The organism is Psychrobacter pasteurii, from assembly GCF_900162815.1.
GTDB lineage: Bacteria > Pseudomonadota > Gammaproteobacteria > Pseudomonadales > Moraxellaceae > Psychrobacter > Psychrobacter pasteurii.
The window spans coordinates 1-13,513 of the sequence record NZ_FUGD01000025.1; the positions used below are offsets into that span (position 1 = coordinate 1).

10 protein-coding genes are annotated in these 13,513 nt (G+C 43.7%); 8 read left to right on the forward strand and 2 right to left on the reverse strand.

Annotation, left to right across the window (positions count from 1 at the left end; translation table 11 throughout):
• Positions 1 to 167: 167 nt before the first annotated feature.
• Together tsf and rpsB are read right to left on the reverse strand one after the other, a co-directional pair.
• Entirely contained in the window at positions 168 to 1,046 is an 879-nt protein-coding gene (tsf, locus tag A1232T_RS00450) for a translation elongation factor Ts (RefSeq protein ID WP_077447527.1), read from the reverse strand.
• 245 nt (positions 1,047 to 1,291) lie between these two features.
• On the reverse strand, positions 1,292 to 2,080 hold the full coding sequence (rpsB, locus tag A1232T_RS00455; RefSeq protein ID WP_077447528.1) for a 30S ribosomal protein S2: 789 nt from the start codon (positions 2,078 to 2,080) through the stop codon (positions 1,292 to 1,294).
• Between the two features lie 623 nt (positions 2,081 to 2,703).
• Here rpsB and map point away from each other — a divergent pair.
• From map to A1232T_RS00495, 8 genes are all read left to right on the forward strand, one after another.
• A complete protein-coding gene (gene map, locus A1232T_RS00460) occupies positions 2,704 to 3,504 on the forward strand; it encodes a type I methionyl aminopeptidase (protein WP_077447529.1) in 801 nt (266 codons plus the stop codon).
• Positions 3,505 to 3,733: 229 nt separating this feature from the next.
• Positions 3,734 to 6,433, forward strand: a complete 2,700-nt coding sequence (gene glnD, locus A1232T_RS00465; RefSeq protein ID WP_077447530.1) for a [protein-PII] uridylyltransferase — start codon at positions 3,734 to 3,736, stop codon at positions 6,431 to 6,433.
• Between the two features lie 60 nt (positions 6,434 to 6,493).
• Positions 6,494 to 7,717 (forward strand): succinyldiaminopimelate transaminase, encoded by a 1,224-nt coding sequence (gene dapC, locus A1232T_RS00470; RefSeq protein WP_077447531.1) that lies wholly within the window; start codon positions 6,494 to 6,496, stop codon positions 7,715 to 7,717.
• 94 nt (positions 7,718 to 7,811) lie between these two features.
• The gene (locus A1232T_RS00475; protein ID WP_077447532.1) at positions 7,812 to 9,794 is read left to right on the forward strand and encodes a DUF294 nucleotidyltransferase-like domain-containing protein; all 1,983 of its coding nucleotides are present in this window, start codon (positions 7,812 to 7,814) and stop codon (positions 9,792 to 9,794) included.
• Between the two features lie 21 nt (positions 9,795 to 9,815).
• Complete coding sequence (locus A1232T_RS00480) at positions 9,816 to 10,421, forward strand: 3'-5' exonuclease (RefSeq protein WP_077447533.1); 606 nt, start codon at positions 9,816 to 9,818, stop codon at positions 10,419 to 10,421.
• A 196-nt stretch (positions 10,422 to 10,617) separates the two neighbouring features.
• Complete coding sequence (locus A1232T_RS00485; RefSeq protein WP_077447534.1) at positions 10,618 to 12,648, forward strand: D-alanyl-D-alanine carboxypeptidase/D-alanyl-D-alanine-endopeptidase; 2,031 nt, start codon at positions 10,618 to 10,620, stop codon at positions 12,646 to 12,648.
• 45 nt (positions 12,649 to 12,693) lie between these two features.
• Positions 12,694 to 13,236 (forward strand): DUF421 domain-containing protein, encoded by a 543-nt coding sequence (locus tag A1232T_RS00490; RefSeq protein WP_077447535.1) that lies wholly within the window; start codon positions 12,694 to 12,696, stop codon positions 13,234 to 13,236.
• A 105-nt stretch (positions 13,237 to 13,341) separates the two neighbouring features.
• Positions 13,342 to 13,513: helix-turn-helix domain-containing protein (locus tag A1232T_RS00495; RefSeq protein ID WP_143513924.1), on the forward strand; the 172-nt coding region annotated here is incomplete at its 3' end.

Sequence of the window (13,513 nt, forward strand, 5' to 3'; positions counted from 1 at the left end):
GTCCTTGCCTATAGTATGCTATGACTTTTATCTTAAAGTCTAGGTCGTAACGCATAAAAATACCCCATAAGTTGTGTCCAACTTATGGGGTTCAGTTCAGAAATGCGATGGGCTTTTTTTAGAAGTTAAACAATCAAGCCAATAGCTGACTGTTTATAGTCTTCAGCTTATTTTGCAGCAGCAGCCTGTGCAGCAGCAACTTCAGCAGCGAAGTCTTCTTCTTTCTTCTCGATACCTTCACCAACTTCAAAGCGTACGAAGTTTTTAACCGTTACGCCTTCAGCTTTAAGTACGTCACCAACTTTCTTCTCGTTGTCCATTACGTATGCTTGACGAACTAATACTACTTCGTCTAGGTACTTACGTAGGCCACCTTCGATCATTTTTTCGATGATATTGTCAGGCTTGCCAGACTCACGAGCTTTAGCTTCAGCGATTTCTTTTTCACGTGCTAGAAGATCAGCAGGAACATCAGTATCGTTAACCGCTACTGGGTTGAATGCAGCGATGTGCATTGCTAGGCTCTTGCCGCTTTCTTCGTTGCCGCCTTCAGTAGAAACAACAACACCGATACGTAGACCATGACGGTAAGATGCTAAGTTCTCGCCTTCAACGATGCTTGCACGGCGTACTTGGATGTTTTCACCGATTTTTTGTACTAGAGCAACACGTGCTTCTTCAACAGTTTGACCGTTGCCGTAATCTAATTCAGAGATAGTAGCTACGTCAGTAGTGTTGTTCGCTAGAGCAAGCTCAGCTACTTTGTTAGCAAAGGCAGTGAAGTTATCATCTTTTGCTACGAAGTCAGTTTGGCAGTTTACTTCTAATAGAAGTGCTTTGTTGCCTTCTTGAGCGATAACGATAGCGCCGTCAGCTGCAATGTTACCCGCTTTTTTAGCTGCTTTAGCTTGACCTGATTTACGTAAGTTGTCGATTGCTTGCTCAACATCGCCACCAGTTTCTTCTAGGGCTTTTTTACATTCCATCATGCCAAGACCAGTACGGTCACGAAGCTCTTTTACTAATTTAGCAGAAATCTTAGACATATCTTTTCCTCTATTTGAGTAGTTATGGTGTAGAAAATTATTCAATAAATAACGCAGTGTAAGTTTATAAAATGACAAGGGCATGACGAGGGTTTCCACATCATGCCGCAATAAGTCATAGAGTACTTATGAGATTAAGTAACGATTTAGAGTAATACCGTTTTTCACCATTCAGCTATTTAAGCTGAGTTACAGCACCGTCTAAAAAATGTTACTTAACTCAGTTCTTCTGCTTGTTACTTCTATTACTCAGCTGAGTCAGCTTCAGGAGCAGCAGCTTCTTCAGTTTGAACTTCTTCAGCAGCAGGAGCTTCAGCAGCGCCACCAGCTTGTGTTTTAGCGTATTCTTTACCAGCGATGATAGCGTCAGCCATACGAGTAACGTATAAAGTTACAGCACGGATAGCATCATCGTTAGCTGGGATAACGTAGTCAACGTTGTCTGGGTTTGAGTTAGTATCAACGATACCGATAACTGGGATACCTAGGTTTTTAGCTTCTTTAATAGCGATGGCTTCGTGGTCAACGTCTACAACGAAGATAGCGTCAGGTAGGCCACCCATGTTTTTGATACCACCTAAAGAGCGCTCTAGTTTTTCCATTGCACGAGTACGCTCTAACGCTTCACGCTTAGTTAGCTTAGCGAAAGTACCGTCTTCAGCTTGTTTCTCTAGCTCTTTTAAACGGTTGATTGACTGGCGTAAAGTTTTCCAGTTAGTCAACATACCACCTAACCAGCGATGGTCAACATATGGCATGCCAGCACGTAAAGCTTGCTCACGGATTACACCACTTGCTGCACGCTTAGTACCAACAAATAATACTTTGTTGTTCTTAGCCGCTAAACCGTTAACGTAAGTCAATGCTTCGTTGAACGCTTTAACAGTGTGCTCAAGGTTGATGATATGAATTTTGTTACGAGCACCAAAGATATATTGGTTCATTTTTGGGTTCCAAAAACGAGTTTGGTGACCGAAGTGAGCGCCCGCTTGTAAAAGGTCGCGCATTGGCATGTTAGTTGGACTGTTTGACATGTGAATTCCTTAGTAAAATTGGGTTATGCCTCCACACTGCAAAAATCACCGATTTATCGACACGCATTTGTTTTATTTAGCCCGCCTAAGTCATATAACTAAAGGCAACCAAACAAATTAATCAAGCCGATAAACACCCAGCAATTCTTAAACGCAATGTGTGTGTCATTGGTTAAATAATAAATGAATCTATATTTACTTTAACTATTGCCTCAAGAAGCAACCTATTGGTTACCCATAAGACAGAAAGAAAATAAGGTCGATATTTTACCACAAATAAAGCAAAGATAGAAGCCTTCCGCTACCTATAATTAACGCAGGCTATGTCTGATAGCTCTTACTTCAGTTAACCTATGTCTATCGCTCATAACACATCTATAAATAACTGACCCTAAAGGCTATGGTATAATAGCTCACTTGCTAAAATAGCATTTGTCCAAATCGCTTTGCTCTTTTTATATACAAAGCTTCACTGTTATAAAAAAGATAAGCCAAAGCAAGTACAAAGTAAGCAGCTTTCGTTATCAGACCCCTGATCCTCCCTGCGCGTGGCCAATGCTATGCCTCGCTGATACATCAGCCGTCTTTTATTTCTCTAAACCCATTTGAAAAACAAAAACACTATGAGTAAAACAGACAATTTAATACTTGGCCCAGAAGCCATCGAAAAAATGCGCATTGCTGGTAAGCTTGCCAGCGATGTTTTAGTTATGCTTGATGAGCATGTTAAAGAAGGCGTAACTACGGAAGCATTAAACAAGCTTGCCCACGACTACATCGTAGACGTTCAAGGCGCTATCCCTGCCCCACTAAACTATGGTCATCCGCCTTTTCCAAAGTCGGTTTGTACTTCAGTAAACCACGTGGTGTGTCATGGTATCCCGACCGATAATAAAATTCTAAAAGACGGCGACATCATCAATATTGATGTGACCGTGATTAAAGATGGTTATTATGGCGATACCTCAAAAATGTGGATCATCGGCGAAGGCTCAATCATGGCACAGCGTATTTGTGACGTGGCACAAAAGGCTCTTTATGCTGGTATGGCCGCTGTTAAAAATGGGGCACACTTAGGTGACATCGGTGCTGCTATTCAAGAAGTGGTAGAGCCTGAGCGCTTTAGTATCGTTCGTGAGTTCTGTGGCCACGGTATCAGTAACCAGTTCCACCATGAGCCACAAGTGATGCACTATGGCCGTAAGGGCACAGGCATGGAACTTAAAACGGGTATGACCTTCACCATCGAACCGATGATTAACCAAGGCACTTGGAAGACCAAGATCTTACCAGATCAGTGGACCGCCATTACTAAAGACCGTAAACTGTCGGCCCAGTGGGAACACACCTTAATGGTGACAGACAATGGTTGTGAAGTATTCACTACCCGTCCAGAAGAAGACTTAAGCTTCTTAACTGCTTAATTTAATAAAAAAAAGACTGCTTAGGCAGTCTTTTTTTGGCAAAAATGATGCAAACCTGATTAACATAGCTCTATACTGTTTAAATTAAGCTGCTCTTTATTATGGCCTGCTTTTTAAAAGAACAGTGAGATAAACGGTGGGCACGTCCTTTATCCCTGTTAACCGTCTTATCACTTATAACCCCTTTTTAACACCCCTTTTTAATTTTAGACTGCGCTTGGATTCCAACATGTTTATTCCCGACTCAATCGACGCTTTAATCACTGAGTTACCTGACCTATCAAACGTCTCCTCTGCCCAGTCTAGAAACTTAGGCATACCCAACTGGCTAAAACAGGTTGAAGATGACATCTCAGCTGCCTTGGCCAAAGGCACAGACATAAGAAGCTTGGTTGAAGCCCGTGCTGATGCAATAGACAGTCTACTTATTAAGTTATTTGAGCTACATGAATTATCACAGACCGAATTGGCCTTATTTGCCGTAGGTGGCTATGGGCGTGGCGAGCTTTCTCCCTATTCAGATGTCGATATTTTATTATTGTCTCCTGACAACTTAAATGAAGAAGCAAATAAAAAAGTAGATGCTTTCGTGGCCAGACTTTGGGACATTGGCATTGAGCCAGGACTGGCAGTACGTAGCATACAAGACTGCCTACAAGTAGCTACAGATATTACTGTCGCTACTAACTTGCTTGAAGCGCGTCTGTTAGTGGGTAATGAAAGTCTAAGTCAGGTCCCTAACGACATCGTACAGCAACTGTGGTCTCAAAAAGACTTTTATGAAGCAAAGATGGCAGAAGCTCGTGCCCGCCATTTACGTCATAACGGTACCGAGTACAACCTTGAGCCCGACATCAAAAAATCACCCGGCGGCTTGCGGGATATCCATACCATTGGCTGGATAACCAAGCGTTATTTTCGAATCGGCAAGCTGTATGACCTGGTACCTCAAGAGTTCTTAACTGAAAGAGAATTTGATGAGCTTGTATTTGCAGAAGACTTCTTATGGCTTATTCGTCATCATCTGCATCACTTAACGGGCCGCAACGAAAACAAGCTACTATTTGACTATCAGCGTGATATTGCTGAGCTTATGGGCTATGAACAAACAGAAGAAGATGAGCCCAATGCCGCTGTTGAAAACTTCATGCGCGATTATTATCGCTGTGCCATGCAGATTTCGACGCTCTCTGAAATGCTCACTTCTCACTACTATGAAACCATCATTGAAGCCCGTCTTCCTGAGTCAGAGCGCCCTATAAAGTCTGTGTTGAATGCTCGCTTCAACCAAGTGGGCGATCAAATTGGCATTGCCCATCACCACGTATTTGCTCAGCACCCTGAAGCCATCTTGGAGATGTTCTTATTAATGGGGCAGCATGGGATTAAGAAAATCCGTACTCGTACTCTACGGGCCCTAAAGATTGCCGCCCGAGGGATTGATCAAAGCTACCGCGACACTGAGCTGCACAAACAGCTGTTTTTGGCCAACCTAAAAGAGCAAAACTATTTATATCAGCGTCTGCGTATTATGAAACGCTATGGGGTATTGACCAATTACTTACCTCAGTTCGCCAATCTTGTGGGCTTAATGCAGTATGATTTATTCCATCGTTACACGGTAGATGCTCATATTTTATTACTGGTCCGTATGTTGCACCGTTTTACGGATCCTAAATACAAAGATGATTTCGCCTTAGTGGGCTCTATTTACAAGCGTATCGAACGTAAAGAGATTATTATATTGGCCGCTATTTTCCATGATATCGCTAAAGGACGTGGCGGGGATCATAGTGAGTTGGGTGAAATTGATGCCATTGAATTTTGCTTAAGTCACGGTATGAGTGAGGCTGATGCCAAGCTAATTGGTTGGTTAACCCGATACCACTTATTGATGTCGATGACCGCACAAAAGCAAGACATCTCTGACCCAGAAGTGGTCACTAAGTTTGCCAATCTTGTGGGGAACGTCACCCATTTAAACCATTTATACGTCTTAACTGTCGCCGATATGAATGCGACCAACCCTCAGCTTTGGAACAGCTGGCGTGCCACCTTAATGAAGCAGCTTTATACGCAAACGCGCCGACTGTTACGGGCAGATTTGGATGCCCCAACCAACCGTCAAGAAATGATTGCCACTACCCGCCAGCAGGCTCTAGCCATGCTAGATAAAGTAGACAATCAGCATATGAATAGAGAAGAGGTGTTGGCCTTATGGGATGAGCTGGGAGATGAGTACTTCTTGCGCGAAATTCCTGAAGCCATTATGTGGCATACTGAAGCCATTTTGAACCACCCTCCTATTGGACAAGCCTCAGATACCAACAGTGAGCCTCTTATTGTGCTGCGTGAGCACCGAGAGTTGGCGCTTGATGCGGTACAAATCTTTATTTACACTCAAAATCAAGCCAACTTATTTGCGGTTACTATGGCGGTATTTGATCAAATGGACTTAGATGTGCTGGACGCTAGAATTATTACGGCAACCCGTGACTTCGCTCTAGATTCTTATGTGTTACTAGATCGCCATGGCACTTTATTAACGGACCCCGAGTCTCAAGAAGAGCTAAGTCGCCGCTTAATTGAAGCGTTTAAAAATCCAGAGTCTCCAAAATTGGTACAAAAGCGCTTGCCACGCAGGCTAAAGAACTTTCAAGTACCAACCACCATTGATTTTAACTATAATGAGGCCAGTCGACAGCACGTGATGAGCCTGACTACCCTAGACCAGCCTGGTTTATTAGCCCGTATCGGCCAAGTGTTTTTGAATGAGCAAATCGAAGTCCATGCTGCCCGAATCACCACTTTAGGAGAGCGTGCTGAAGATATGTTTTATATAAGTGATAGAGGCGATGCGATGCTCAGTGATGCTAAGCTTGAGCGCCTAAAAAGTATTTTAATACAAGTACTTACCCCTTGTGGCTAAAAGGCATAAAAGTTCACAGAAGAACGTAAATAATCAAAGAAGATCATAAATAGGCGGACCATGAACCCAAAATTAGACTTGCTGCATCCCTACCCTTTTGCCAAGATGGCTACCCTATTGCAAGACTCAGTAGCGGCCAGTAATTATCAGACCATTAAACTGGGTATTGGTGAGCCTAAGCATGAGCCGCCTGCTTTTGTTCTCAAAGTATTGGCCGATAACTTAAATAAAGTACAAAACTACCCAAGCACCAATGGCTTACTAGAGCTTCGTCAAGCCATTGCCCAATGGTTAACCAACCGCTTTAAGCTATCGCAAATTGATACTGACTCACAGATTATCCCCGTTATGGGTACGCGAGAGGCCTTATTTAGCTTCGTTCAAGCGGCTATTGACTTAAGCAAGGCACAAGAGGATGCCGGCAAGCCTTTGGTGGTCATGCCCAACCCTTTTTATCAGATTTATGAGGGTGCCACATTACTAGCTGGAGCAGAGCCTTATTTTGTGGCTTGTGAGGAAGATAATGACTTTAAGGGAGATTATCGCTCTGTTCCCAGTGAGGTCTGGGAGCGCACTCAATTGGTTTTCGTCTGTAGTCCCAACAACCCAACGGGCGCTGTATTTAGTGAAGCTGACTGGCAAGCGTTAATTGAGTTATCTGATCAGTATGACTTTATCATTGCCAGTGATGAGTGCTACAGCGAGCTTTATTTTGATACCCCGCCAGTAGGTCTGCTAGAAGTCTGTGCACGTCTTGGTCGCCATGACTATAAAAACTGTGTCGTTTTTCACTCGTTATCGAAACGCTCAAACTTGCCGGGTTTACGCTCAGGCTTTGTGGCTGGTGATGCAAATCTACTCAAACCTTACCTACAATACCGAACCTATCAAGGCTGCGCGCTGCCTATTCATCATCAATTGGCCTCTATTGCTGCTTGGCAAGATGAGGCTCATGTTGAAACAAACCGTCAGCTTTATGCACAAAAATTCGACTTATGGATGAGTGAGCTTGGAGAGCTTCTAAAGCTTAGTAAACCTGATGCTGGGTTTTACTTTTGGGTTCAGGTACCCGAGCAATTTAAAGATGAGCAAGGTGAACCTGATGACGAAGCTTTTGTGAAAGCCTTATTTGAAAAGGTAAATATCAACGCTTTGGCGGGCCGCTATTTATCACGAGAAGTTAATGGCACCAACCCTGGCAAAGGCTTTGTCAGATTAGCCTTGGTAGCCAGTGTGGAAGAAAGCCGGGAAGCCATCACTCGTATTAAAACGCTGCTTAGCTAAGATGCTTATTAAATAAGACTATCTACTAACTAAGATTACCTACTAAACAATTCAACCCAGCCGATTACGCAGAAATACAACCAGGGAGTGGTTCATGACAAGGCTAGATTTTACGCAGCCTCCCTTTGACGTTTTAAGCTCAAGCGAACGTGAAAGTCTCAAAAAACAAACCCAAATTCGTTATTTGGCTAAAAACGAAGCGTTAACTGCTGAAGATAATCATTACTTTTATGTGGTGTTAAAGGGGCGTATCCAGCAAACTTTAAATGGTGATGAGCTGCATGACTTTGCGGCTACCAATTTTAGTAACGATTGGTTTGATGCTCGCAAGCAGCCAGTAGATGAGATGGGCGCACCTTTATATGCCAATGACCCTGCTACTCATGACGCTTCAGAATTCTCTCAAGAGCATAGCAGTACAGAGTATCGCTATCATGCCTTAGAAGACAGCCTGTTACTTCAAGTTAACTCTGAGGCAATAGATAGACTTTCGGTACAAAACCGTCATATCCGCAAGTTACTAAGTGGTGAGCTGGCTGAACGCATGCAGGCTTATAGCGAACGAAGCTATAGTAGTGGCTCACCGCTGTATCCGGATTACTCTTTGGGTAGCTCTATAACTGGTACACAAGCTGAATCACAGCAGTTGATGCTGCAGCCCGTTACCGCCATTCGTATGCTCGATGTGCACACCATCTCTGAAACGGCCACTTTGTTTGAGGCGGCCAGGACCATGACCAAAGCGGGCTTAAAGCATGTACTGGTCAAGCGCACTCCTACCGTAGAGCGTCACCCTACCCGCTCGCACCAAAGCAATCTTGGCATCTTAACCGATGCAGACATCTGCCGTGCAGTCAGTGATCAAATAGACATGAGCACCGCCTTGTGCCGAGATTATGCCAAGTTCAAACTACACACAGTCTCTCATCAGCAAGACATTAGTGAAGCACTATTGGCCATGATTCGCTATCGAGTTCACCGTCTTCCCGTTTTAGATGAAAATGAGGAGGTAATTGGGGTGCTGGGTCAAAGTGACTTATTGGCCTTTTTGAGTCACCACTCACAGCTGATTACGCTACAAGTTGAACAAGCCAATAGTATTGAAAGCCTAAAAATACCGGTTGAGCATATCGGCCAGTATATTCGTACCCAACATAATAATGGCATTAAGATCGGGGTTATTAGCCGTATTGTTCAGGCCTTAAATGCGCACGTTTTTGCCAAATTATGGCGTTTAATTGTGCCAGATATGGTCTATGAAAATACTTGTATTATTGTTATGGGCTCTGAGGGGCGCGGCGAACAAATCATGCGCACCGACCAAGATAATGCCCTGATTATTCGTAATGGCTTTAGTGATCCCAATCTTGCTGACTATGCCGAAACCTTTAATCATGCGCTAGCAGAAATGGGATATCCTCTGTGTGAGGGCAATATCATGATGACAAATCCCTTATGGCGACAACCTTTAAACCGCTTCAAATCAGAAGTATCTCTGTGGTTTAGTCAAAAAGAGCCTGAGCATGCTATCTGGCTCTCCTCCTTGTTAGATGCCTCGTATGTCTGCGGTGATGAGCGATTACTTGAGGGGCTACGTAAACACCTTCAAATTGCCCATCGCAGTGCAGATCCTATGTTTGTACGGGGATTTGCTCAAGCAGCTTTGCAATTTGGAGAGGTCAATCAGTGGTGGAAGAAGTTTGTGCCTTTAATCGGCAAACCCATGCCACAAGAAATTGACTTAAAAAAAGCCGGTATCTTTCCCCTAGTGCATGGAATTCGCGCCTTGGCTCTAGAAAATGATATTCTTGAAGTCACCAGTACCAAAGCTCGGTTAAAGCAACTGGCCAGCTTGGGAGTTATTACCCCTAAGCGTGCAGAAACTTTAAATGAGACCTTAGAGTTTTTTATGGCAAGGCGATTAGATATTGCATTGGCTACTGATAATAAGCTGGCTCGAGAGGTGGACCCCGCCATGTTATCGGCGCTTGAAAGAGACTTATTAAAAGAATGTCTCAACGTGGTAAAAAGCTTCAAAAACGAGCTGCGTCAACGCTATCAATTAGATATTGCTTAGAGCAACAGATAGGCAGGGATTATGAATCTAGTGCATCAGCTAAAGTCCGCTTGGTACCTAAGGCAACTGACTCGTCCCGAATTCAAAGAGATGTTCCAGCCACCAGCCCCCAATCAGTGGGTCGCTATTGACTGTGAAATGACTGGGTTAAATCCCAAAAAAGACCATCTGCTATCTATTGCCGCCATTCATATTAATGGCTCACAGATACTAAGTGGCGAGGGTTTACACTTAATTTGCCGTCCTCCAGTTATGCCAAAAAAAGACACCATTGTCATTCACGGCCTACGTCCTTTAGATGTGGAGAGTGGCTTAAGTTATGAGCAGATGTTGGATCGTCTACTCCCCTTTATCGGCAATAGACCTATCGTTGGTTACTGTCCGCAATTAGATTTAGGATTTTTAAATCAGATAACCAAGTCTTATATGGGAACTGCCTTGCCCAATTCAGTTATCGACATACGTGACTTGTACAACCGGTACAGTGGCAATCGCACTCAAGGCATCTCACATCAAGCTCAGCAGCTAAGTGCTATCTGTCAGCAATTAAAGCTGCCTGAATTAGAAGCGCACGATGCTTATAATGATGCTCTAATTACTGCCATGGCTTTTTTACATCTTAAGTAAATGGGTTTCCTAATTTAATGTTACCAATCTAATATAGCCATCAGTCCCTTAATTATTGTTAAATGGCGTCTTATTTAACCCTGCCCTTAGCTGACCATTTGTCCTTACCTCAGTGTTTATTAACTGTCTGAGCAGCTATAATAATGGGTTTTAATTAATTTTCGCTGTCTTAAATTCAACCAACGATTGTAAACTTATGACTCTGTCTCAACCAAACCGCCCGACTTCCCTAGCCCTTCGTCATACGGATAAACACAAGCCTGTTCGCACACTGCCCTTCAAAAAAATAGCGGCTGCGTTAAGTCTGTGCCTAGGTCTATCTCCATTGGCTCAAGCTCAACTTCCAGCTCCTGTAGAGTCTGCGTTAAATCGCGCTAAAATTAGCTCCGAAGACATTAGCTTACTTATTATGCCGGTGAATGCTGCGACAAATAGCACTGCAGAATCTACTTCTAAAAAAAGCAGATTGCCCGAAGTCGTCAAGCCGGTAGAAGCCAAAGCTTTGGGGTCACAGGGTTCTTCAGATGCAGATGCCCTACCTCCTGAAACTCAAGACACTATAGTAGAGCCTGTAGCGGCTACTTCAGAGCCAAGTTCTTCTACTCAGCAAGGCAGTACCGCTGCACCTGCTGCTAGCAGCTCAACTGCCAATCAAACGGGTAATCAGACTGCCAGCCAAGCTATAGATCAAGCCAGCACCACAAACAGTGGGCAGGCAGGCTCAGCCGAAATCGTTAAATCTGCTCCAAGCTTAGAGTTTCCAGTCAGACACCTAACAGACTTACCTCGCACCCCTGCTAGTACCATGAAGCTCATTCCCACCTTTGTGGCTTTGGACTTGTTAGGCCCAGACTTTGTTTGGTTTACCCAGGTATATCACACGGGATTTGTCTCAGCCAATACCCTGTATGGTGACTTGATTATCAAAGGCAGTGGCGATCCTAAACTGACCACACAGCGTCTAAATAAGCTATTAGAGCAGGTCCAAAAAGCAGGTATTCAGCACATCAAAGGCGATATCGTCTTAGACAGCTCAGTATTCCAAGGAGTCACTAAAGACCCTGCAGCCTTTGACAATGATCCTCTAAGACCTTACAACGCTAGCCCTGACGGCTTATTGATTAATTTTAGCTCTGTAGAAGTGACCGCAGTGCCTTTATTAAACGATAGTCAAAAAGGCCGCTCCAAAATTTATTATAAGCCGCGATTGGCAGATTATGAGATGCCTGACACACTTGCCAATACCTCTACCGGCAGGTGCTCATCGGCTCGATCAAGTCTAGCTCCGGTTTGGCGAGATTCAGCACTGGTGTTTAATAGAACGCTACCAGAAAGCTGTGGCAACCATACGTTTTATATTGCTTATCCCGATGCCAAAGACTTTGCCAAAAAAGTGGTAAAAAACCAGTGGTTAAACCTAGGCAATACTTTATCGGGTAATATTAAGTTTCTAGGACTAGGAAACACTGTCTCAGGAGATATAATCAACACAGAAGCTCCTGTAAAAAGCTTGTATGGCAATTATTTTGATATGACTGCAGGCACAGACAAAGACTCTGCTTTGACCTCTACTTTTTCATTATTACCCTCTTCACCTCTACCGTTTGTCAGCTATCCCTCATTACCGCTGTCACAACAAATTTATGACATCAACCACTACTCAAACAACGTGATGACTGAGCAAGTGACCCTAACCCTACCTTTGTATACCCAGGTTCAGCTCAAGTCTGAAGAGCCTGACTCTAAGCCTATCACTAAGGTAATCAAGTCTAGACAAACCCAGCAGTCTGACTATTTAAAATCACTGGCAACCATCAATCAGTGGTGGCAAAGCAACCTAACCACCTTACCTCCTGTGATGACCAACGGCTCAGGCTTATGTCGCGACTGCACAGTGACGGCAGAAAATTTAGCCGAATTGCTCAGCTTTGCTTATAACCACCCAAACTTTGATACCTATGTGAACTCCTTAGGTGTGGCTGGCGTTAGCGGCACCATCACTGAGCATGCGGATAGACTACCTAGCTCTGCAGCCATAGGCAGGGCTTGGATTAAGACGGGAACTCTAAACGATGTAACCTCGATGGCAGGCTATGTTCGTGGGCAATCTGGTCAAGATTATGTGGTGGTTGGCATCATTAATGGCTCGACTAGAGATCAGCCGTTTAACACTTATGAAGCTCGCTACGTGCTGGACACGATGTTAGACTGGACAGCCAAACAATAACTCTGTGAGCCAACTTGTCATAGACTAAAGGATACCTCATAAGTTATGGATATGTTATTTTTTGACAGCCGACAGACTCTAGTAAGGATGGTGATTTCAGCGGCAGTGGTGTATGTCTGCATTGTGTTATTACACAAAGTATCTGGCAAGCGCTCCACCTCGCAGCTGAATAACTTTGATTGGGTGGTAACGGTGATGATTGGTTCTATAGGGGCCAGTACTATCATTTTAAAAAATGTGCCTATTATTGAAGGCATGGCATCAATCATCACTTTGCTTACCTTGCAATATCTAGTGACTAAGTACGCCTCCATCTCACCAGAGTTTGCCAGCACCATTTTGTCTGAGCCTCGCGTGGTGTTTTATCAAGGCCAATTTTTACCTGACGCTATGCGTGAAGAGCGTTTAACTCGTCAAGAAATTGAATGTGCCATGCGCAGTGAAGGCATTAACGATTATGAAGAAGTGGCTGCCGTAATCTTTGAAAGTGATGCTAAGTTAACGGTCGTACCTAAGCGAGATAAAGGGGATAGAGTGGATGAGCAAGGCAATCTAAAGCCTTCAGATACTTTAAAGACCTTAATGTAACTACTAGGCTATCAAAGGCTAGGTTTAAAATTTGAGGCATAAAAAAAGGTTAAAGAGCAACTGAACTGAACCCCATAAGTTGGACACAACTTATGGGGTATTTTTATGCGTTACGACCTAGACTTTAAGATAAAAGTCATAGCATACTATAGGCAAGGACATACTGAAGCTGCCACAGCTAAGAAGTTTAATGTAAACCCACAATTTGTACATAAATGGGTGAAGCAATATCAAAGCGGTGGTATAGATGCTATAAAGCCAAAGATCAGTAAAGCCT

Coding starts and splice junctions, on each gene's coding strand:
- tsf (WP_077447527.1), bottom strand. CDS start 1,046: ATGTCTAAGATTTCTGCTAAATTAGTAAAAGAGCTTCGTGACCGTACT.
- rpsB (WP_077447528.1), bottom strand. CDS start 2,080: ATGTCAAACAGTCCAACTAACATGCCAATGCGCGACCTTTTACAAGCG.
- map (WP_077447529.1), top strand. CDS start 2,704: ATGAGTAAAACAGACAATTTAATACTTGGCCCAGAAGCCATCGAAAAA.
- glnD (WP_077447530.1), top strand. CDS start 3,734: ATGTTTATTCCCGACTCAATCGACGCTTTAATCACTGAGTTACCTGAC.
- dapC (WP_077447531.1), top strand. CDS start 6,494: ATGAACCCAAAATTAGACTTGCTGCATCCCTACCCTTTTGCCAAGATG.
- A1232T_RS00475 (WP_077447532.1), top strand. CDS start 7,812: ATGACAAGGCTAGATTTTACGCAGCCTCCCTTTGACGTTTTAAGCTCA.
- A1232T_RS00480 (WP_077447533.1), top strand. CDS start 9,816: ATGAATCTAGTGCATCAGCTAAAGTCCGCTTGGTACCTAAGGCAACTG.
- A1232T_RS00485 (WP_077447534.1), top strand. CDS start 10,618: ATGACTCTGTCTCAACCAAACCGCCCGACTTCCCTAGCCCTTCGTCAT.
- A1232T_RS00490 (WP_077447535.1), top strand. CDS start 12,694: ATGGATATGTTATTTTTTGACAGCCGACAGACTCTAGTAAGGATGGTG.